The following is a 21,483-nucleotide window of genomic DNA, read 5'->3' as shown; positions in this document are numbered from 1 at the left end:
TCGCTCCGTTTGCCCAGGGTTCTCGCTCACATGCGCTCCGGTGCGCTCACGCCGACCAGCGACAGACCGTTCGCCAGCACGACTCGGGTGGCCGCGCACAGTGCCAGCCGTGCCCGGTGCAGATCTCCCGCGGGTTCGTCACCCTGCGGCAACACCCGACACTGCGTGTAGAAGCGGTGATAGGACCCGGCCAGGGTTTCCAGGTAGCGGCAGATCCGGTGCGGCTCACGCAGTTCCGCTGCGGTGGCCACCAGTTCGTCGAAGTCGCCGAGGGTCCGGATCAGCTCGCCTTCGGCGGGTTCGGTCAGCAGCGCGACCTGTTCGACGTCGGGTTCGAGCCCCAGCTCGGCGGCACTGCGGGCCAGCGCCGACAGCCTCGCGTGCGCGTATTGCACGTAGTAGACGGGGTTCTCGTTGGACTGCTTGGTCAGTAGGTCGAGGTCGATGTCGATGTTGACGTCGACCGACGAGCGGATCAGCGAATAGCGCGCGCCGTCGACGCCGACCGCGTCGACCAGGTCGTCGAGGGTGATCACGGTACCGGCACGCTTGCTCATCCGTACGGGTTTGCCGTCGCGGACGAGGTTGACCATCTGCCCGATCAGCACCTCGACGGTCGAGGCGTCGTCGCCGAGCGCCTGCGCGGCCGCCTTGAGCCGCACCACGTATCCGTGATGGTCGGCGCCCAGCATGTAGATGCACAGATCGAAGCCGCGGTTGCGCTTGTCCTTGTAGTAGGCGATGTCACCCGCGATGTAGGCCGCGTCACCGTCGGACTTGATGACCACGCGGTCTTTGTCGTCGCCGTAGTTCTTCGACCGCAGCCACCACGCGCCGTCGGCTTCGTACAGGTTGCCGTTGGCCTTGAGTTCGGCGATGCACTCGTCGACCAGCCCCGATTCGAACATCTTGTTCTCGTGGGTGAACACGTCGAAGTCGGTGCCGAACTCGTGCAGGCTCTCCTTGATGTGGTCGAACATCAGGGCGACGCCGTTGGCGCGGAAGGCTTCCAGTCGCTCGGCGTCGGGCAGGGCGAGAACGTCGGGCACCTGCGCCACCACCTGGTCGGCGATGTCGTTGATGTATTCGCCCGCGTAACCGTCCTCGGGGGTCGGCTCATTGCGCGCGGCGGCGTCCAGGGACCGGGCGAAGCGGTCGATCTGTGCGCCGTGATCGTTGAAGTAGTACTCGCGGGTGACCGCCGCGCCACGTGCGCCGAGCACCCGGCCCAGCGCGTCTCCGACTGCGGCCCAACGGGTTCCGCCGAGATGGATCGGTCCGGTGGGGTTGGCCGAGACGAATTCCAGGTTGATCTTGCGGCCGCCCAGCTCGTCGCCGTGACCGTAGTCGGAGCCCTGGGCCAGCACCGTCGCCACGACGCTGTTCTGCGCGGCCGCCGCCAGGCGCAGGTTCACGAATCCGGGACCCGCTATTTGCGCGGAGTCGATTCCGTCGGCGGCGGCGTACGCGGTCGCCAGCCAGCCGGCCAGTTCGCGCGGGTTGACGCCGACTTTCTTGCCCAGCTGCAGTGCGACATTGGTTGCGTAGTCGCCGTGGTCGGGATTGCGCGGACGCTCCACCGTGATGGCGTCGGGCAGCGCGGACACGTCGAGTCCGTGCTCGGTGAGGACAGTCTGGGTCACGCCGCGAAGGAGCGCGGCGAGGTCGGCGGGAGTCACAGGTCACCATACTATTGGCCGCCCAGGCGATACCGACAATCGCCTCCGCTTCGCCTGCGTCGCCGCGGGCGGCGTCGTCGCCGGTAAGCTGTCGGCTCATGGCAGCAAAATCCGGCCCGAGTGTGCCGAAATCGTCCCGCAAGACCGGCGGAGTTCCGGCGACGGGTGCGAAGAACATCGATTGGACGATCATCGCCGCGATCGTCGCCGTCGTCGCTTTGCTTGTGGGACTGGGTTTTTGGATCGTTCCGAAGATCATGGACAAGCGCGACGCCGCGCAGAACGCGCCGCAGACCGTCGAGGGCTACGTGCCGTCGGTGGCCAACCCCGATCCGTCGACGACGATCCCCGGCGTCACCAAGCTGTACTACCCGTCGGGCGTGCACGTGAATCCCGACGAGCGAGTCGCCTACAACCAGTCGCCGCCGTTCGGCGGACCCCACGACGCCATCTGGGCCAACTGCATGGGCATCGTGTACCCGGTGCAGTTGCGCAGCGAGAACGCCGTCCATGCACTGGAGCACGGTGCCATCTGGATCACCTACAACCCGGACAAACTGTCCGCGGACGACCTCAACAAGCTCAAGGGCAAGGTGACCGGACAGCAGTACATCTTCATGTCGCCCTACCCGGGCCTGAGCACCCCGATCTCCCTGCAGAGCTGGGGACATCAGCTGAAGCTGGACTCCCCCACCGATCCGCGGATCGATCAATTCATCACCGCGCTGCGGCGCAACGCGACGCCCGGCGTCTACAAGGATCATCCGCAAGAGACCGCATACCCGGAGACCGGCGCCACCTGTGGCACCATCCCGGGCTTCGATCCGTCGAATCCGCCGGCCGCCGACCAGGGTGCCCCCGGGCCCAATGCCGTGCGGATGGACGGCAGCCGACCGAACGCAGGTAAGTGATGAGCGACGACACGACGACGCCGGAACCGACCGACACCGAGCCATCCACCGCCGAAACCACGTCGGCCGCAACCGAGTCGAACGGCCGACGGGGCGTGGTGACGCTGGTCCTCGGCGCGGTGGCGCTGCTGCTGATCGGATTGGGGCTCGGCGTCGGGCTCGGCACCTGGTTGTCGTCGAACGTCCCCGACGACGATGTCCCGGCAGCGAATTCGGCTGCCGTCGGATTCGCCCAGGACATGACTCGCCACCACGAGCAGGGCGTTCAGATGGCCGCACTGGCGATGAACAACGGCGTCGATCCGCAGGTGAAGTCGCTCGCCTACGACATCGTGACGACGCAGTCCAACGAGATCGGGCAGATGCAGTCGTGGCTGACCCGGTGGGGCTACCCGATCATCAATCCGGGTGAGCCGATGGCCTGGATGGGTCACGACATGGCGTCGATGGACATGTCGGCGATGCCCGGGATGAGTATGGCTCCGTCGAGCGCGGCGCCGTCGAGCACGATGGTGGGCGGACACGACCATGGGTCGATGCCGATGCCGATGCCGTCGACGCCGGCGACGACTCCGGCACCGTCGACGTCCGCACCGTCGACCGAGGCGGCCGACACCTCGGCCGACGAGCCGCCAATGCCGGGTATGGCGACTGAGGCCGAGATGGCTAAGCTGCGCTCTCTCAAGGGCCGCGACAGCGACGTCTATTTCCTGCAGTTGATGCTGCGCCACCATCAGGGTGGAGCGCACATGATGGCCTATGCCGCCGACCCGAAGAACGTCTCGCAAGACTACGTACGGGATCTGGCGTCGACGATGGAGCGCACTCAGGGCAACGAGATCAAGACCCTGCAGGCGATGCTGGCGACGTACGGGGCACCCGAGCTGCCGATGAACTGAAGTCGCATATCCGACACGACGGCTCAGGTCCGACCCTCCACAGGCGTCGGACCTGAGCCTTACTGTCGGATGTGACTACAACACGAGCGCCAGCACCACCAACACGCAGCCGATGGCGGGCGGCACGAGCTGCTTGAGCGCTGCCGACGCCTTGGACGGGTCGGAAATGAGCAGGACCAGCCCGGCGGCGACCATGCTGCCCGCCCCGGACAGCACCAGCGTCGCACCCACCGCCTGCTGACCGACGGCGACGGCCACGATGCCGATCCCGATGAGAATGGCCAGGAACAGGTTGTAGAAACCCTGGTTGAACGCCAGCGCCTTGGTGGTCTGGGCCTCCTGCTCAGTGGTGCCGAAGACGGCACGCGCCGACGCCGACGTCCATATGATCGACTCCAAGTAGAAGATGTAGACGTGAATGAGGGCCGCGAGGCCAGCGAAGACGAGTCCGGCGATGAGCACGGCGTCAGTGTAATCGGGTGGAATGCGGCGAGCGCGATATCTCCGGATCAGGGATCGACGTGGCTACGGGGATGTCACTGCTCGCACGCATGAAACTCTTTCAAACGCACTCCTCACCTGCGTCAATGCGGAGGCGTGGCGCGTTGGTACCAACATACGAATTCTGAAGAGCCGCAATTCGACGAGACAGCCCCCGAGGAGATGCGCAAGCAATGTACGGCAGTAAGCACGCCCGCCAGTTGGCGGCTCACGAAGAAGTCGTGTCGATGCTACGCGTCCATCCTGATCTGTTGAATACCGCTCGGAATGACCTGCAGGCCCGCATCGACCGCAAGCGCGGGCACGCGTCAGGTGACCTCTACATGCGCCGGCTAGCCCTCTGGGAAGAGCTAGTGAGACAACGTGACATAGAGCGCATCGCCGAGCATGTCCTAGGTACCGATGATCACTGCGCAATGATGCGCAGGGCGGGTAAATGACAACGACTACGTCGTCGAGTTGGTCCGATCCGGCCTGGTGGACCCCGCGAGGTTGTGCGAAGACTTCGGGGAGCGACTCAATGGGGCGCACATACCCCCGACCAAAGAACAATCGACTTCACAAACTGTGCCCTCGGTAGGATTCGAACCTACGACCTTCCGCTCCGGAGGCGGACGCTCTATCCCCTGAGCTACGAGGGCGCTCGGGCGAAACACAGCCTAGCGCACCGCGGCCCGAGTACCCAAAACGGGTGGTCAGTGGGCGGGTCGCGGTGTCAGACAGCGACCTTCGACGCCGCGTCGACGTGCGCGTAGCGCTCGGGGACGCAGGTCAGCACGATCACCTGAGAGTGCTTGCCCGCCTGCGTGAGAACGTCTGCCATCGTCTCGGTGCGGGCGGTATCGCTGTTGCCGAGCGCGTCGTCGATGATCACCGGGACGCCGTCGGCCTCGTCGACGAGCATCGCGCAGGCGAGTCGGGCGACCAGCCCGAGCTGTTCGCGGGCGCCGCCGGAGAGCGACTCGTAGGGCACGGTCACGCCGTCGACGGTGCGGGAGGTGATGGTGAGGTCGTCGTCGACGGCGAACCGCACTCCGGCACCGAACAGCGGCGCGCTGAGCTCTTCAAGCCTCGTACGGAACGGATCGGCGTAACGGGCATGGGACTCTTGCCTTTTCGCACGTAGCGTGACGAAGAGCAGTTGCGCGGCCGCGGCACGTTCGGTGACTCGCGACAGCGCGTGCTCGGCGTCGGCGAGTTCGGCGGCGGCGTCGTTCAGCTCATCGAGGCGATTGTCGGTGCGGCACACTTCGATTCGCGTCGACGTGGTGACGATCTCGCGTTCGGTCGCCGCGATCTGCCGGTCCAGCTTCGCCAATTCGTCGCGCAGCGTCGCGCGCTGACGCTCGAGGTCCGCCACGGCGAGGACTTCCAACTCGGCCCTCGCCGCGGCCACGGCTCGCTGCGCGACAGCCTTGGCGCGCCTGGCCTCCTCTTGGGTCAGGTGAGCCTGTTCATCGGTCAATTCCGTGTCAGCAGAAGCGATCTGGCCGCACAACTCGTCGACGTCGACGTTGATCCGGTGCAGTTCGGCGGCCGAGGTCTGCGCCGCCGCGCGATTCTCACGTTCCGCGGAACGCTGGGCGGCCACTCGGCGCTCCGCCGCGGCGACGGCAGCCGCGCCCTCGACCGGTCCCGGCGCCTCCAGTTCTCCAGTCAGCCGGGCGATGCGTCGAGTCAGCTCGGCGCGCTCGTCGGCACGTGCCTGGGCGTCGTCGAGGGTCGCCAGCCGGTGGGTGGCGCAGACGTCCGCGGCTTGCGCCGACAGTGACTCGACGGTGCGGGCCAGTTCCTCGGTGTCGGCACCGGCGGTGATCGTCACCCGGGCCACCCCGTCCACCTCGACGACGGATTCGCCTGCGCCGGTACGGAACTGCGCGTCGGTCACCGGCCGGCCGTCGACCGTGACGACTCGATCACCCAGTGCCTCAACGGAAAACGACGCGGCGGCCGCCTCCCACCGCGCGGTATCGGTGGCGAGGTCACGCGCGAGCTTTCGTGCACCGGCCAGCACCGCGGAGTCGACGTTGTTGTCTGCCAACGCTTTGCGCGCCTCGTCGAGCTGCCGCTGGCGACTCTGGGTGGCGGCGGCGAGTTGGGCGTCGGCTTCGGCTCGGGCCGCCGCCAGTTCTACCTCGGCGGCGACGGCCGCAGATGCCGCGGCGTCGGCGTTGGTCGTCGAGGTGTCCCGCCGGTGGACGGCGTCTGACTCGCGCTGGCGCAGCGACGTCAGGCGGGATCGTCGACTCACCCGGTCGTCGACGTCTCGTTCGGCGAGGGCGGCTGTCGCAGCGGCCAATTGCAGTGACTTCTGTGCGGATTCGTATGCCACAAGCGCCGCCTCGGCCGCCGCGAGTCGGTCGTCGACGCGCGCGGCGTCGACGCGGCGCAGCTCCGCGGTGCGCGCGAGTTCGACCTTCCGCGACAGCGCGGCCTCGAGTGCCTCGGCATCGCGGGCGACCGCCTCGATCCCGCGTGCCCGCGCCGCGTAATCCTCGTGCGCGGCGGCGACGCGCTGCTGCGCGGCCGCCAACTCACCGGTGGGGCGACCGGCCTTCTCGGTGAAATACCGGCAGTACTCGGCGGTCACCGCGGCGAGGAGTTCCTCGGCGTCGCCGTCGGCGACTTCCGCCGCGCCGACGGCGCGGTCCAAGGCTTTGGTCAGCGCCGCACTGCCCGTCGCCGCGACGAGTTCCGGATCGTCGGACTGCATCAGCCTAACCGCCCGGAACAACGCCAGATCCATTGTGCCGGAAAGCAGTTCGGCCGCGCGCGCCTCGGCGTCACGTCCGGTGTGCTGCTCGGGCTCGGGCGCGTGCACGGTCAACTCCGTCGCCACCGAACGGTTGAACCGCTTGAAGTAGGTGAAATGCCATCCGCCGGAGGAGATCTCGGCCTCCACCTCGGTGCCGACGTCTTGCCCCGACGGCGACAGTGCCTTCACCGCAGCCGATTTGGACGATGCGCGCACCTCGAGCAGCGTGTCGAGCGCCTCCACCATCGACGACTTGCCCGCCTCGTTGCGCCCCGCGACGACTGTCACACCGGCGTCGGCGAACTCCACTTCACGTTCGGCGATGCCGCGAAAGTTCTTGAGCCGCAGTCGATGGAGTTTCACCGCGACTCTCCCCCGGTCCGTGCGGCCAATCGCGCGAGCAGTGCGAGCGCACCCCGTGCCGCGGTGGCCGTACCGTCCTCCGCGGACGCCCGCTCCACGAGCTCGTCGGCGGCCTGTGCGGCGTATCCGCGCAACGCGAAGTCGGCGACGGAGTCAGCATCGGCGACGACGACCAGGTCGTCGTGGGCGTCCCAGCGTCGGACAGCGGCGAAACTGTCTGCGGCGCCGTCCAGGATGCGTTGCAGCTCAACGTGTTCGACGACGGAGACGGTCCCGACCAGCGCGACCTGCAGCACCACGCGCGACTTGTCGGGAATCGCGGAGAGCCGCCGGGCGAAGTCGGCGACGTCGGCCGCGGAGGTGATGTCGTGTCGGATCGAGGTGAACGCCCATTGGCCCACCCGGTGCGGCGTGACGTCGACGGTGCGACCGTCGGCACCACGCGTCAGGGTGACCTCCAGCACGCTGCCGGGTTCGGTCTCCACATTGTCGAAGTTGGTGACCTCCTGGGCGCCGGAGTACCAGATCCGGCCCGAACCGCCCACCGGTGTGACCGAGTGTCGATCACCGAGGGCAACGTAGTCGATCAGCGACGTCGACAACGCTTCCTCGAGCGCACCCACCGCGACCAGCGACGGATCCGATCCCGGGCTCAGCGCATCGGTGGCGCCGTGCCCGACGACGACCCGCAGGCGGTCGGTGGGCTGGAGCGAATCGACCTGTGCGCCGACGAGATCGGCGAGCGGCGCCTTGTGCGACCAGGGGGCGACGACGAGTTCGGCGTCGTCGCAGACACCCACCACACCCGGCGTGGACAGCACCGTGACATTCGCGGGGCATCGGGTCCGGAAGATCTCCGAGCGATACACGCCGGCGGCGTCGAACGGGTCGTGGTTGCCGGGCAGTAGATACACCGGGACGGTGAACTCGCCGAGTCGGTCGAGCGTCTGGGTGATCAGGCGCGCCGAGACGCGGTGGTCTTCGAAGACGTCACCGCAGACGACGACGAACCGCGCTCCCGTCGACGCCGCGACGGCACCGATGCGCGTCACCGCGTCGAGCCGCGCCGCGGTGTAGGCGTGTTGCGCGTCGGCGGACAGGTACTTTCGCGTCATCCCCAGCTGCCAGTCGGCGGTGTGCAGGAACGTGATCCGACGTTCCGGCTGCGCCTGCCCCGCTGCATCGTCGCCGGTGGGCGTCGGCGCGGAGTCTTCGACTCCGGCGACCCGCGGGGCGTCGAACAGCGACGGCTGATCCAGGTCGTCGAACAGCGACCACTGCATGGCGGGCTCCGCCATAGTTCACCTCCCGTGGAATTCTCGTCGAGGCGAATCTTACGGACATCCACTGACAAGCTGCGGGACGCACGACGGGCGGGACGGTCTCGTCGACCGTCCCGCCCGCTGACGCGCACGACTCAATGCGTGGAGACCGTGTCACCCTCGTTCGACGCGCGCGCGGCCGCGGCGGCCGGACCCGCGTGGGTGCGGGGCCGCTCGAAGAACAGCGCCACGACGCCGCCGACGATCAGGACCGCCGCGGGCAGGTACAGCGAATGGCCCATCGCCTCGGAGAAGCCCGGCTTGATGAATTCGGGCAGCGCCGCGACCGCGCCGCCTGCCTTCTCGCCCGCTCCCGCACCGAGTTTCGACGTCAGCAGTGCCTGCATCAGAACGCCGACCGCGGCTGCGCCGATCACCGATCCGATCATTCGGGTGGTGTTGTACACGCCGGCGCCTGCACCCGCCTGCTGCCAGGGCAGGTTGCGCGTCGCGGTCGCCGCGAGCGGCGCCCAGATACCGGCCTGCGCGAAGCCCATCACGCACATCGGCACCAACAGCAGCCACACCGGGGTGTCGGGCTTCATGATGTAACCCGCCAGTGCGACAGACACACCTTCGAGCAGCAATGCGCCGGCGATGATGCTGCGCGGATGCACCTTGTCGAGCAGTCGCCCGACCACGGGTGCCAGGAATCCGCTGATCAACGCCATCGGCACCATCATCAGGGCGGACTGCGTCGGCGACATGCCGCCGACGAGCTGTAGGAAGAACATCGTCGGGATCATCAGGCCGGAGATCGCGAAGCCCATCGACGTGATCCCCGCGTTGGACACCGTGAAGTTGCGATCCTTGAACAGCGACAGCGGCACCAGTGGCTCGCCCTTCATCTTTCCCTGCCACACCACGAACAACACCATCACCACGGCACCGCCGATGATCAGCGTCCAGATCCACGCGTTCCAGTGGTGCTTCTCACCTTCCTGGATGCCGAAGACCAGCGCGGACAGACCGATCGCCGAGAGCGTGACACCGATCCAGTCGAATTGGTGGTTGTGGGTGTCGACGGTCGGCACCAGCCAGGCCGCCAGTCCCACGCCGATGATGCCGACCGGGATGTTGACGAAGAAGATCCACTCCCAGCCGAAGTTGTCGGTCAACACGCCGCCGAGCAGCGGACCGACGAGGGTGGCGACACCGGCCACCGAACCCCACACGCCCATCGCGGCGCCGCGGCGCTCGGGCGGGAAGATGCGGGTGATCAGCGCCATGGTCTGCGGGGTGATCAGCGCCGCGCCGATGCCCTGCAGGCAGCGTGCCGCGATGAGCATGCCGATGGATCCGGCCAGGCCGCACCACAGACTCGCGGCGGTGAAGACGACCAGGCCGATCTGATAGACGACCTTGGGCCCGAACTTGTCGCCCAGACGTCCGGTGATGAGCAGCGGCACGGCATAGGTCAACAGGTAGGCGCTCGACACCCACACGACACCGTTGATGTCGGTGTGCAGGCCTTCGGCGATCTGTGGCTGCGCCACGGCGACGATGGACATGTCGACCAGAATCATGAAGAAGCCGACACACAGCGCGAGCAGCGCCGCCCAGGGGCGGTCGGTGACCGCGCCCGGCGTCGGGGGACTCGGTTTTGTCCCCTGAGTTGGATTTGTCATTGTATGTCCTCAGTTGTCAGGTATGCGGTCGACGACGGATCGTCGTCGGATTGTGGAACGTCGGATTGTGGGATCTCCGATCGCGGGGCGCAGTACTGGAAGCCCTCCTCTTTGGACATGCGCCACTGCGTTTCGAAACCGGGATCGTCGAGCCAGCCGATCTGCCCGGTGTGCAGCCGGTGTACGAGGTCGGTGAGCCAGTCGATCTGGGTGGCCAACGTCGCGAGGCGGCACCCGCCGTCGAGAAAGAACATCTCCGGCACCCCCTTGGCGCGCGCGTGATCGTGCGCACCCTGCAGATCGCGCTGTTCGGCCTTCATCGACTCGATGCGCGCGGTGAGCAGCTCGGCGGCCCGTTCACGCGGAAGGTCGTGCGCGAGCGCGAGCGCCATGAACAGTTGCGGGTACTCGGCCGGGGCCGTGCCGAGCATCCCGGTGACGGCGGCCCGATAGGCGGTGCGCCCCTGTTCGGTGATGGCGTAGACGGTGCGTTCGGGGCGGTTGCCGTCCCGCACGACGTCGTGAATCTGTATGTGCCCCTGAGCTTCCAGCCGCGCAACGGCGTGGTAGAGCGATCCGGCGCGGATGGGAGCCAGCCGATCCTCACGGCGGGCGACGGCGGTTTGAACCATGTCATAGGGATGCATCGGCCGTTCGATCACCAAGCCCAGCACCAAGACGGCGAGCGGAGGCAGTGGTTTGTGATCGGCGGGCGACATCGGCGCTCACTCTCCAATCGGTTCAGATGAATTATTCCAGTTGGAATATACAGCGTGGAGCAAGTGATGCCAACCGCAATTCCGTCCACGTCGGAAACTGTCGGTGTTTGTGGCTACTGTGGGCAGCGTGAGCAGCAACCAGACCTCGACGCCGCAGGCCGCCTACGTGGCGCCCGGCACCGAGTTCGTCCGCGACACCGCCTACATCGAGAGCCGAATCACCCGGGACGGCCGCGACGGCTACCCGGTCGAGCCGGGGCGCTATCGGCTCGTCGCGGCACGCGCGTGCCCGTGGGCCAACCGCACGCTGATCGTCCGGCGACTCCTCGGCCTGCAGGACGCCATCTCACTGGGCCTGTGCGGCCCCACCCACGACGCCGACTCGTGGACTTTCGACCTCGACCCGGGCGGCGTGGATCCGGTGCTGGGCATCCCCCGGCTGAAGGACGCCTACGAGAAACGCTTCCCCGGCTATCCCAAAGGCATCACGGTTCCGGCCGTCGTCGACGAGACCACCGGCGAGGTGGTGACCAACGATTTCCCGCAGATCACGATCGACTTCGAGGTGGAGTGGACCGACTATCACCGCGACGGCGCACCCGACCTCTACCCGCAGCGGCTGCGCGCGGAGATCGATCAGGTCAACCGCGGCGTCTACACCGAGGTGAACAACGGCGTCTATCGGTGTGGCTTCGCCGGTGACCAAGCGTCCTACGACGCCGCCTATGCGCGACTGTTCGCCAAACTCGACGAGCTCTCCCAACGACTCTCGACTCAGCGCTACCTCGTCGGCGACACCATCACCGAAGCCGACGTCCGGTTGTTCACCACGCTGGCCCGGTTCGACCCGGTGTATCACGGACACTTCAAGTGCAACCGGTCCAAGCTCACCGAGATGCCGGTCCTGTGGGCCTACGCGCGCGACCTGTTCCAGACTCCCGGATTCGGCGACACCACCGACTTCACCCAGATCAAACAGCACTACTACATGGTTCATCGCGATGTGAACCCGTCCGGCATCGTGCCCGACGGCCCGGATCTCACCGGGTGGCTGACCCCGCACGGCCGCGAGGAACTCGGCGGCCGCCCCTTCGGCGATGGCACACCGCCACCGCCGCCCACCGGCAATGACATCGTCCCCGAGCAGAATTGGGTGCCCACACATGGCTAAGTCAGTGCAACCGCAGCCGGTCCCCGCGGCCAACGAGCAGCCGATGCCGCCGCAGGTGGCGGTCACCGCGGCCGGCTCTATCCTCGACAAGGCCCAACGGCTCCAGGCGCCCGCGGTCGCCAAGTATGTTGCGAGCCTGCGTAAGTCGAATCCGGAGGCGACTCCCGCGCAGATCATCGAGAAGCTGGAGAAGCGTTATCTGACGGCGGTGACCGGCTCCGGTGGAGCGGTCGGTGCGGCGGCCGCGGTACCCGGCATCGGCACCTTCACCGCGATCGGCGCCATCACCGGCGAGACCGCGCTGTTCATCGAGGCGTCGGCGCTGCTCGCGCTCGCGATCGCCGAGGTGCACGGCATCGAGCCGCACGAACAGGAGCGCCGCAAAGCGCTGGTGCTGTCGGTGGCGCTCGGTGAGGAAGGCGTGGTCGCGCTCGGCAAGGTGGTCGGATCCAACGGCGGTGCTTTACGTCGACTCGCGGGCGGGGCGATCCCCGGCCCCAACCTCGCCGCTCTGAACAAGACGCTGACCAAGAAGATCATCAACAAATACGCCGTGAAGAAGGCTCCCCTGATCATCGGCAAACTGATGCCGGCCGGCATCGGCGCCACGATCGGCGCCGTCGGCAACCGCGCGATGGGTAAGCGGGTCATCAACAACGCCCGGCAGGCTTTCGGCCCACCGCCGCCGTTCTGGGTGATCGACGGTGAGCTCGCGCCCGGACCCACGGGACAGTTGCCGCACGGCAATCGGTGAGCGGGCCCGTCTCCCGACTCCTCGGGCAGATCGGCCGCCACCGCCCGATGGCGGTCCTGACCGTCGCCGCGACCCTCGCCGGCGTGTGCGCCGACGTGGTGGTGCCGCTGGTCAGCCGAGCCGCGGTGGATCAGGCGACTGGCGCGCGGCCGGAGCAGATGTCGGTGACCACCATCGTGGTGGTGCTCGTGGCGTTGGCGCTGGTGGTCTATTGCGGGCAGCTCGGCCGACGACTCTCCGCCGGCGCACTGGCGTTGCGAGTGCAGAATTCGTTGCGCCGCACGCTTCTCGACACGGTGCTGCATCTGCCCGGGGCGGCGCAGGACCGGATTCGCACCGGTCAGGTGGTCTCGCGGAGCATATCCGACCTCCAACAGGTTCAGGGCCTGCTCGCGATGGGACCGCTCAGTCTCGGCGCGGTGGTGCAGGTGATGATCACGATCGTCATCATGGCCTACCTGTCGCCGCTGCTCACGGTGGTGGCGCTGCTGATCGTGCCGGCGGTGGGCGTAGTCGCCTTCCGCAGCCGACGTCGGCTGTATGCGGCCACCTGGTCGGCGCAACAGGCGGCGGGCGAGGTCGCGAGTCACGTCGAGGAGACCGTCACCGGCGTCCGGGTGGTGAAGGGCTTCGGCCAGGAGGATCGTGCCGTCGACGAGCTCGTCGACCTGAGTTCCGCCTTGTACGCCAAGCGAATCCGGGTCGGCGACAACAATGCCCGGTTCGCGCCGACGATGGCGCAGGTGCCACAGCTCGGGCTGGTGGCGGTGCTCGCCGTGGGCGGCTGGCTCGCCTACCGCGACACCATCACTGTCGGAACCTTCCTCGCATTCACCGCCTACGTCGGCACCATGACCGCCACCGCCCGACTGCTCACCAACTTCGTGCTCAACGCCCAGCTGGCGGGTGCCGCGGCGGCCCGCGTGTTCGACGTCGTGGACAGCGCGATCGACGTCGAGCCGCAGTCGCCGGCCACCGCGCCGGACCGCGAGCGCGGGATCGGCGTCGAATTTCAGTCGGTGACATACCGATTCGGTTCGGCTGAGGGTTCCGCGCCGGTCCTGCGCTCGGTCGATCTGGCGATCGCCCCCGGCGAATGCGTTGCGGTGGTAGGCGGTCCGGGGTCGGGCAAGACCACCCTCGCGAATCTCCTCGAACGCCACTACCGCCCGACGTCGGGGACGATCACCCTCTCCGACGGTGTGCGCAGCGTCGACATCGACGACCTGAGCTCCGACGACCTGCACCGGCTGGTGGCCACCGTCTCCGACGATCCGTTTCTCTATTCGGACTCGGTGGCCGCCAACATCGGCCTGTCGCCGACCACGTCGCAGCGACGCCGAGAGCTGATCGTCGACGCCGCCGACCGGGCCGAGGTCACCGAGTTCGTCGCGGGTCTGCCCGACGGTTTCGATTCCGTCGTCGGCGAGCGCGGCCTGACGCTGTCGGGTGGACAGCGACAGCGAATCGCGTTGGCGCGGGCGCTGTTCGCCGATCCTGCGGTGCTCGTACTCGACGACGCGACGTCGGCGGTGGACGCGACCACCGAGGCGCGGATCCTCGCGCGGCTGCGCGCGGAGAAGCGCACGATGCTGGTGCTCGCACACCGGCGGTCCACGCTCACACTCGCCGACCGGGTGGCCGTCCTGGCCGACGGCGCCATCGCCGACGTCGGGACCGTCGACGAACTGACGGCCCGCAGCGCGCAGTTCCGTGCCCTGATGTCGGAGTCGCGCGGCGACGCCACCGTCGTCGACGATGACCCCGCAGACGATCAGTTATGGCCCGCCGCAACGCAATCCGACGTCGAGTCCGAGCATGCCGGATTGGGATCGGGCACCGTTCCGGCCGCGGTCGCGGCGACCTTGGAGACGCTGGCGCCCGCGTCGGAGACACCCGGCGTCGACCTCGGACAGGCCCGCGCCGACGATCCGCACTTCTCGTTGCGCCAGACCCTGCGGCCCATCCGGTGGCTCATCGCGGCGTCGTTCGTCCTGGTAACCCTCGACACCCTGGCGAGCCTTGCGTTTCCGACGCTGGCGCGCGCGACGATCGACTCGGCCGTCGCGGGACGACTGGCTCAGTTGGCCACCGTGGTCGGCATCGGGGTCGCACTGGTGATCGCCGACTGGTTCGTCGGCGGCGCGCTGATTCGAGTGAGCACGCGCGCCGGGGAACGAGTGCTGTTCGCGTTGCGGGTGCGCAGTTACGCGCACCTGCAGCGGCTAGGCCTGGACTACTACGAACGCGAACTCTCCGGTCGCATCATGACGCGGATGACGACCGACATCGATGCGCTCTCGACATTCCTGCAGACCGGCCTGACGTCGGCGGCGGTGGCCGTGCTGACGCTGGTCGGCGTCAGCGTGGCGCTGGTTCTCACCGACCCTGCGCTCGGCGCGACGATCCTGGTGCCGGTGCTGCCGATCCTGGTGGCCTCCACCATCTGGTTCCGTCGGGTGTCCTCGGCGTCCTACACCAAGGCGCGCGAGTTGGTCAGCGTCGTCAACGCCGACTTCCAGGAGAACATCTCGGGTATCAAGACGACCCGCGGATACCGGCACGGCGCCGACGCCGCGGCCCGGTTCGCGGTACGGGCACAGGACTGGTACCGGGCGCGGATGGTGTCGCAGCGGGCGGTGTCGTTGTACTTCCCCTTCATCATCCTGCTGTCGAATCTCGCCGCGGCCGCCGCGATCGGCATCGGTTCGTCGCAGGTCATCCACGGCGGTTCGGCGGGATCACTGATCGCGTTCCTGCTCTATCTGTCGATGCTGTTCGGCCCGATCCAGCAGCTGACGCAGGTATTCGACGGTTATCAGCAGGCCGCGGTCGGGCTCCGGCGCATCGGCGATCTGCTGCGTACGCCGAGTTCGCTGTCGTCGTCGGGGACGGCGGAGCCACCGGCCGACGGCTTCACCGGGGACGCGTCGCTGCATGCGGTGACGTTCCGCTACGACGGTGCGGCGTCGAACGCCCTGTCCGACGTCGACCTCGACATCGCGCCGGGGACGTCGCTGGCACTCGTCGGACAGACGGGGGCGGGCAAGTCGACGATCGTGAAGTTGCTGGCCCGGTTCTACGACACGACGTCGGGGTCGGTGCGCATGGACGGCACCGACATCAGGGACTTCACGCTGCGCGGGTATCGACGTCGGCTCGCCGTCGTACCGCAAGAGCCGCACCTGTTCACCGGAACCGTCGCCGACAACATCGCCTACGGGAGGCCGGACGCGTCGCACGCCGACATCGTCGACGCCGCGCGGGGCGTCGGGGCACTGGACATGATCGCGGGACTCGACGGCGCGATGACGCACCGGGTGGGTGAGCGCGGACGCGGCCTGTCGTCGGGGCAGCGCCAGCTCATCGCGCTGGCTCGGGCCGAATTGGTGCAACCCGATCTGATCCTGCTCGACGAGGCGACCGCGACCCTCGACCAGGCGACCGAGGCGCGCGTGCTGGCCGCCGGTGAACGGCTCACGCGCAGCCGGACGTCGGTGATCGTGGCACACCGGCTGGCCACCGCGGCGCGTGCGGATCGGATCGCCGTCGTCGACGGCGGACGGATCGTCGAACTGGGCACCCACGAGGAATTGCTCGCCGAAAACGGTCGCTACCAACAGTTCTGGCGGGACGGTTCGACACCCGACGCCGACACCTGCCCGGTGGCCGCACGAGCATGAAGGTGACACGCAACACTATCGGCAACTTGTGATACCAGCCACTGGGCACAACCGGCAGTCATACGCGTAGCATCCTATGGTGGTTCACCTGCAACGGAGCCACGAGCTTCGCCATGGAAACCACCGCGTACCCGACACGCTTGAGGGAATTGAGGCGAAATACCGCTGTGAGCAGCTCGACATCAGACTTCGGACAGAACACTTGGCTGGTCGAGGAGATGTACCAGCAGTATGTGAAGGATCCCAACTCGGTTGACCCGAGCTGGCACGAGATTCTGAAGGAATACAGCCCGAACGGGACCAACGGCACCGCACCTGCCGCCGCAGCAGCACCCGCTCCGGCCCCGGCCGCAACTCCCGCACCCGCGACTCCCACACCCGCACCCGCAACTCCCGCCGCTGCCCCGGCTGCGCCCGCCACCGCCCCGGCGCCCAAGCCCAACACTCCGGTGACCCTCGACACCGAGCCCGCCCGCGCCACCGCCCCTGCCCGCAAGGCCACCCCGGTCCGCGAGGGCCAGGCCACCAAGGCCGCCTCCGGTCGCAGCATGACCGAGGCCGTCCGGGCGCCCGCGCCCGCTCCCGTGAAGGCACAGGCCCCGACGTCGGGCACCGAAGAGACCAAGGTGCTGCGCGGAGCGTCGGCCGCCGTGGCGAAGAACATGTCGGCATCGCTGACGGTTCCGACGGCCACCAGCGTGCGCGCGATCCCCGCCAAGGCGATGATCGACAACCGCATCGTCATCAACAACCACCTCGCCCGCACCCGCGGCGGCAAGATCTCCTTCACCCACATCCTCGGCTACGCGATCGTCCAGGCGGTCAAGGCGTTCCCGAACATGAACCGCCACTTCGCCGAGGTCGACGGCAAGCCCAACGTCGTCACCCCGGCGCACACCAACCTCGGTCTGGCCATCGACCTCGCGGGCAAGGACGGTAGCCGCTCGCTGGTCGTCGCGGCGATCAAGAACTGCGAGACGATGTCGTTCGCGGAGTTCCACACCGCCTACGAGGACATCGTGCGCCGCGCGCGCGACGGCAAACTGACCGCCGAGGACTTCGCCGGCGTGACCATCTCGCTGACCAACCCGGGCACCATCGGCACCGTGCACTCGGTGCCCCGCCTGATGAAGGGGCAGGGCGCGATCATCGGCGCGGGCGCGATGGAGTACCCCGCCGAGTTCCAGGGCGCGAGCGACGAGCAGATCGCCGAGCTGGGCGTCGGCAAGCTGATGACCCTGACCTCGACCTACGATCACCGGATCATCCAGGGCGCCGAGTCGGGCGACTTCCTGCGGACCATCCACAACCTGCTGATCGACGACCGGTTCTACGACTCGATCTTCATCGCCTTCCACATCCCCTACGAGCCGATCCGCTGGCGCCGCGACATCCCGGCCGGCCTGGTCGACAAGAGCACCCGCGTGCTCGAACTGATCGCCGCGTACCGCAACCGCGGCCACCTCATGGCCGACATCGACCCGCTGATGATGGACTCCGACGCGCGCGCCGCGCACCCGGACCTCAACATCAATACCTACGGGCTCACACTGTGGGATCTCGACCGCAGCTTCCGCGTCGGCGGCTTCCACGGCCAGGAGCGCATGAAGCTGCGCGACGTCCTGTCGATCCTGCGCGACGCCTACTGCCGTCACGTCGGCATCGAGTACACCCACATCCTCGACCCCGCGCAGCAGCGCTGGGTGCAGGAGCGGGTGGAGATCAAGCATGTCAAGCCGCCGGTCGGCGAGCAGAAGTACATTCTGTCCAAGCTGAACGCCGCCGAGGCCTTCGAAACCTTCCTCGCGACGAAATACGTCGGGCAGAAGCGTTTTTCGCTGGAAGGCGCCGAGTCCGTCATCCCGATGATGGACGGTGTGATCGACCAGAGCGCCGAACACGCTCTCACCGAGGTCATCATCGGCATGCCGCACCGTGGCCGCCTCAACGTGCTGGCCAACATCGTCGGCAAGCCGTACTCGAAGATCTTCACCGAATTCGAGGGCAACCTGAACCCGTCGCAGGCGCACGGTTCGGGCGACGTCAAGTACCACCTCGGCGCCGAGGGCAAGTACTACCAGATGTTCGGCGACAACGAGATCACCGTCTCGCTGACCGCCAACCCCAGCCACCTCGAAGCCGTCGACCCGGTCCTCGAAGGCCTGGTGCGCTCCAAGCAGGACGCGTTGGCCACCGATGAGAAGCCGTTCCCGATCCTGCCGCTCATGCTGCACGGCGACGCGGCCTTCGCCGGCCAGGGCGTCGTCGCGGAGACGCTGAACCTCGCACAGCTGCCCGGCTACCGCACCGGTGGCACCATCCACATCGTGGTGAACAACCAGGTCGGCTTCACCACCGCACCCGAGCATTCGCGTTCCACCGAGTACTGCACCGACGTCGCCAAGATGATCGGCGCGCCGATCCTGCACGTCAACGGCGACGACCCGGAAGCGTGCGTCTGGGCCGCCAAGCTCGCCGTCGACTACCGCGAGAAGTTCAACAACGACGTCGTCATCGACCTCGTCTGTTTCCGACGCCGCGGCCACAACGAGGGCGACGACCCGTCGATGACCCAGCCGGCAATGTACGACGTCATCGACACCATGCGCGGCGTGCGCAAGAGCTACACCGAAGCTCTGATCGGTCGTGGCGACATCTCGACCAAGGAAGCCGAAGACGCCCTGCGCGACTACCAGGGGCAGCTCGAACGGGTCTTCAACGAGGTCAAGGAACTCGAGAAGTACACCGCCGAGCCCAGCCCGTCGGTCGAAGCCGACCAGACTCTGCCGTCGAAGCTGGTCACCGCAGTGAGCGCCGAGGTACTCGCCGGCATCGGCGATGCATTCGTCAACGTTCCCGACGGGTTCACCGTCCACCCGCGCGTCAAGCCGGTCCTGGAGCGTCGGCAGAAGATGTCCCGTGAAGGCGGTATCGACTGGTCGTTCGCCGAGCTGCTCGCGTTCGGATCGCTCGTCGAAGAAGGCCGGCTGGTCCGCCTGTCCGGTCAGGACTCGCGACGCGGCACCTTCACGCAGCGCCTGTCGGTGCTCATCGACCGCGCGAACGGAACCGAGTTCACCCCGCTCAACAACCTGCCGCAGACCGCGGGCATCGAGCAGGGAGAGTACCTCGTCTACGACTCACCGCTGTCGGAGTACGCGGTCCTCGGCTTCGAGTACGGCTACTCGGTGGGCAACCCCGAGGCACTCGTCCTGTGGGAAGGCCAGTTCGGTGACTTCGTCAACGGCGCACAGTCGGTGATCGACGAGTTCATCTCCTCCGGCGAGGCCAAGTGGGGCCAGACCTCGGGCGTCGTGCTGCTGCTGCCGCACGGCCACGAGGGCCAGGGACCCGACCATACGTCGGGCCGTATCGAGCGCTTCCTGCAGCTGTGCGCGGAAGGGTCGATGACGGTGGCGCTGCCGTCGACGCCGGCGAGCTACTTCCACCTGCTGCGCCGTCACGCACTCGACGGCATCGAGCGGCCGTTGGTCGTCTTCACGCCGAAGTCGATGCTGCGCAACAAGGCGGCCGTCTCCCCGGTCTCCGACTTCACCGATTCGAAGTTCCTCTCGGTCCTCGACGACCCCAAGTTCGTCGACGGCGGCGATCGCTCGAAGGTGCAGCGAGTTCTGCTGGTCAGCGGCAAGCTCTACTACGAGCTGGCGGCCCGCCGGGACAAGGAGAACCGCGACGACGTCGCGATCGTCCGCGTCGAGCAGCTCTACCCGGTGCCGCATCGTCGACTGCGCAAGACGTTGGAGCAGTACGGCTCTGCCTCCGACTACGTGTGGGTGCAGGAAGAGCCGGCCAACCAGGGACCGTGGCCGTTCCTGGGCCTGTGGCTGCCCGAGGTGCTCCCGGACATCCTGCGCGGCCTGCGCCGGATCTCGCGTCGCGCGATGAGCGCGCCGTCGTCGGGCTCGTCGAAGGTGCACGCCGTCGAGCAGCAGGAGATCATCGACGGAGCGCTCGAGGCGTAGTCGTCGAAACATCTGAACAGCCGATCCATCCCCAGCACCCGAACGGTGCTGGGGATGATCTTTTCCGCGGGGTCTGACGACGAGGTGACTACCCACAGCCCAATGTCGCCGCCGTCGCCGTCGGCACGCCGTTGTCGGTGCAGCTGAATCCGGTGCCCATCGCGATGGCACTCCACCCGCCGCCGGTGTAGCGGAACAGGACTCGCACCGGTTGCGCCGCGCTCGATTGCGTCCGGGCGATGGCCCACTGTCCGTCGCAGATGATGTTCACCATCGAGAACGGTTGAACCAACGAACCGTGATACTGCATATCGGCGGCGTCGTGCAGGGTCGACGCCGTCGCGGTGTCGCAATGCGACGCCGAGGGTGCCGGGGTCGAGCTCGTCGCGGTCGCCGGTCCGCTGCGATCGCCGTAGGCCTGTACGGGCACCGCGCGATCGGCGGTCACCTTGCCGTTGCTCAGCGTGTAGGTCACCACCACCGGCCCACCGGTGGGCTTGGCCGTGACGTCGCCGTCGTTGAGCCAGCGGTAGGTCACCGACACCGAGTCTCCGGACCAGGCCGAGACGCGGGTGAACGCGGTGTTTCGATCGGTGTCGGTCCGCACGAAGCCGTCGGCGTCGAAGAACAGCACCTGCTCGGGGGAACTCCCCGTCGCTCCGCGGATGTGCGCTTCGACCCACATCAGGTTCGGGCAGGAGCCGAGCCGCTCGTCGCTCGACCGGTACACCTGGAAGACGCGTCCGTAATACGAGTCGACGTTGCCTACCGCCGCGGTGACCAGCGGCGACGCCGGATCAAGGCATTTGCCGTGCCCGGCGGTCGCCGGAGTCTTCGCGGTTCCGGTCGAGACCGGTGACACCGACGCCCCGTTCTGCGCCTCAACGCTGGATTGTCGGTCGACGGTCGCCGTCGGCTCCGACGTCGCCGTCGATCCGGGCCCGTCGGGTGAGCACGCGGTGATGGAAAGTGCCATGCTTGCCGCCACCGAAAGTCCGGCCACCAGTCGTTTCATGCGTCGTCTCCGCTCAGTTCGATTGTTCTGCCTTCGACGGTGAGTTCGGGACGCCTGGGCAGTCCGTTAGCGATGTGAACGGTCTGGCATTCGACCGAAT

General features: G+C 67.5%; 14 protein-coding genes and 1 tRNA gene. 7 read left to right on the top strand and 8 right to left on the bottom strand.

The window, feature by feature from the left end; all coding sequences use genetic code 11:
• Positions 1-26: 26 nt before the first annotated feature.
• Complete coding sequence (argS, locus tag HH308_RS08150) at positions 27-1,679, bottom strand: arginine--tRNA ligase (protein WP_170193678.1); 1,653 nt, start codon at positions 1,677-1,679, stop codon at positions 27-29.
• Between the two features lie 98 nt (positions 1,680-1,777).
• Here argS and HH308_RS08145 point away from each other — a divergent pair, with 98 nt between their 5' ends.
• Together HH308_RS08145 and HH308_RS08140 are read left to right on the top strand one after the other, a co-directional pair.
• A complete protein-coding gene (locus HH308_RS08145) occupies positions 1,778-2,590 on the top strand; it encodes a thioredoxin-like domain-containing protein (RefSeq protein ID WP_170193677.1) in 813 nt (270 codons plus the stop codon).
• Positions 2,590-3,489 (top strand): DUF305 domain-containing protein, encoded by a 900-nt coding sequence (locus tag HH308_RS08140; protein ID WP_170193676.1) that lies wholly within the window; start codon positions 2,590-2,592, stop codon positions 3,487-3,489. The genes HH308_RS08145 and HH308_RS08140 overlap by 1 nt, the downstream gene beginning before the upstream one ends.
• Positions 3,490-3,564: 75 nt before the next feature.
• On the opposite strand, the gene HH308_RS08135 is transcribed toward HH308_RS08140, so the two are convergent.
• A complete protein-coding gene (locus HH308_RS08135; protein ID WP_170193675.1) occupies positions 3,565-3,951 on the bottom strand; it encodes a DUF1304 domain-containing protein in 387 nt (128 codons plus the stop codon).
• A 212-nt stretch (positions 3,952-4,163) separates the two neighbouring features.
• On the opposite strand from HH308_RS08135, the gene HH308_RS08130 reads away from it, so the two are divergent.
• The gene (locus HH308_RS08130) at positions 4,164-4,430 is read left to right on the top strand and encodes a hypothetical protein (protein WP_170193674.1); all 267 of its coding nucleotides are present in this window, start codon (positions 4,164-4,166) and stop codon (positions 4,428-4,430) included.
• 128 nt (positions 4,431-4,558) lie between these two features.
• Here the strand turns inward: HH308_RS08130 and HH308_RS08125 are convergent.
• The 5 genes from HH308_RS08125 to HH308_RS08105 form a co-directional block, all read right to left on the bottom strand.
• Positions 4,559-4,631, bottom strand: a tRNA-Arg gene (locus HH308_RS08125).
• A 74-nt stretch (positions 4,632-4,705) separates the two neighbouring features.
• Positions 4,706-7,108: an ATP-binding protein gene (locus tag HH308_RS08120; protein WP_170193673.1), complete on the bottom strand. Its 2,403-nt coding sequence runs from the start codon at positions 7,106-7,108 to the stop codon at positions 4,706-4,708.
• Positions 7,105-8,406 carry a metallophosphoesterase family protein gene (locus tag HH308_RS08115; RefSeq protein ID WP_170193672.1) on the bottom strand — a complete coding sequence of 434 codons (1,302 nt, stop codon included), beginning with the start codon at positions 8,404-8,406 and terminating at the stop codon, positions 7,105-7,107. Before HH308_RS08115 ends, HH308_RS08120 begins: the two co-directional genes overlap by 4 nt.
• Positions 8,407-8,525: 119 nt before the next feature.
• The gene (locus HH308_RS08110; protein WP_170193671.1) at positions 8,526-10,058 is read right to left on the bottom strand and encodes an MFS transporter; all 1,533 of its coding nucleotides are present in this window, start codon (positions 10,056-10,058) and stop codon (positions 8,526-8,528) included.
• The gene (locus tag HH308_RS08105) at positions 10,055-10,777 is read right to left on the bottom strand and encodes a PadR family transcriptional regulator (protein ID WP_170193670.1); all 723 of its coding nucleotides are present in this window, start codon (positions 10,775-10,777) and stop codon (positions 10,055-10,057) included. The genes HH308_RS08110 and HH308_RS08105 overlap by 4 nt, the downstream gene beginning before the upstream one ends.
• A gap of 127 nt (positions 10,778-10,904) precedes the next feature.
• Here HH308_RS08105 and HH308_RS08100 point away from each other — a divergent pair, with 127 nt between their 5' ends.
• From HH308_RS08100 to HH308_RS08085, 4 genes are all read left to right on the top strand, one after another.
• Positions 10,905-11,948, top strand: a complete 1,044-nt coding sequence (locus HH308_RS08100) for a glutathione S-transferase family protein (RefSeq protein WP_376767191.1) — start codon at positions 10,905-10,907, stop codon at positions 11,946-11,948.
• A complete protein-coding gene (locus HH308_RS08095) occupies positions 11,941-12,702 on the top strand; it encodes a hypothetical protein (RefSeq protein WP_376767190.1) in 762 nt (253 codons plus the stop codon). Before HH308_RS08100 ends, HH308_RS08095 begins: the two co-directional genes overlap by 8 nt.
• Positions 12,699-16,385, top strand: a complete 3,687-nt coding sequence (locus HH308_RS08090; RefSeq protein ID WP_376767189.1) for an ABC transporter ATP-binding protein — start codon at positions 12,699-12,701, stop codon at positions 16,383-16,385. The genes HH308_RS08095 and HH308_RS08090 overlap by 4 nt, the downstream gene beginning before the upstream one ends.
• 167 nt (positions 16,386-16,552) lie before the next feature.
• Positions 16,553-20,368, top strand: coding sequence for a multifunctional oxoglutarate decarboxylase/oxoglutarate dehydrogenase thiamine pyrophosphate-binding subunit/dihydrolipoyllysine-residue succinyltransferase subunit (locus tag HH308_RS08085; RefSeq protein ID WP_170193669.1), 3,816 nt, complete (start codon positions 16,553-16,555; stop codon positions 20,366-20,368).
• Positions 20,369-20,456: 88 nt separating this feature from the next.
• Here the strand turns inward: HH308_RS08085 and HH308_RS08080 are convergent, their stop codons facing one another.
• Positions 20,457-21,383 carry an LppP/LprE family lipoprotein gene (locus tag HH308_RS08080; RefSeq protein WP_170193668.1) on the bottom strand — a complete coding sequence of 309 codons (927 nt, stop codon included), beginning with the start codon at positions 21,381-21,383 and terminating at the stop codon, positions 20,457-20,459.
• Positions 21,384-21,483 lie beyond the last annotated feature (100 nt).

This window comes from Gordonia asplenii (assembly GCF_012933505.1).
Lineage (GTDB): Bacteria > Actinomycetota > Actinomycetes > Mycobacteriales > Mycobacteriaceae > Gordonia > Gordonia asplenii.
The sequence above is the reverse complement of the archived record's forward strand: the minus strand, read 5'-3'. Positions and strand labels throughout refer to the sequence as shown.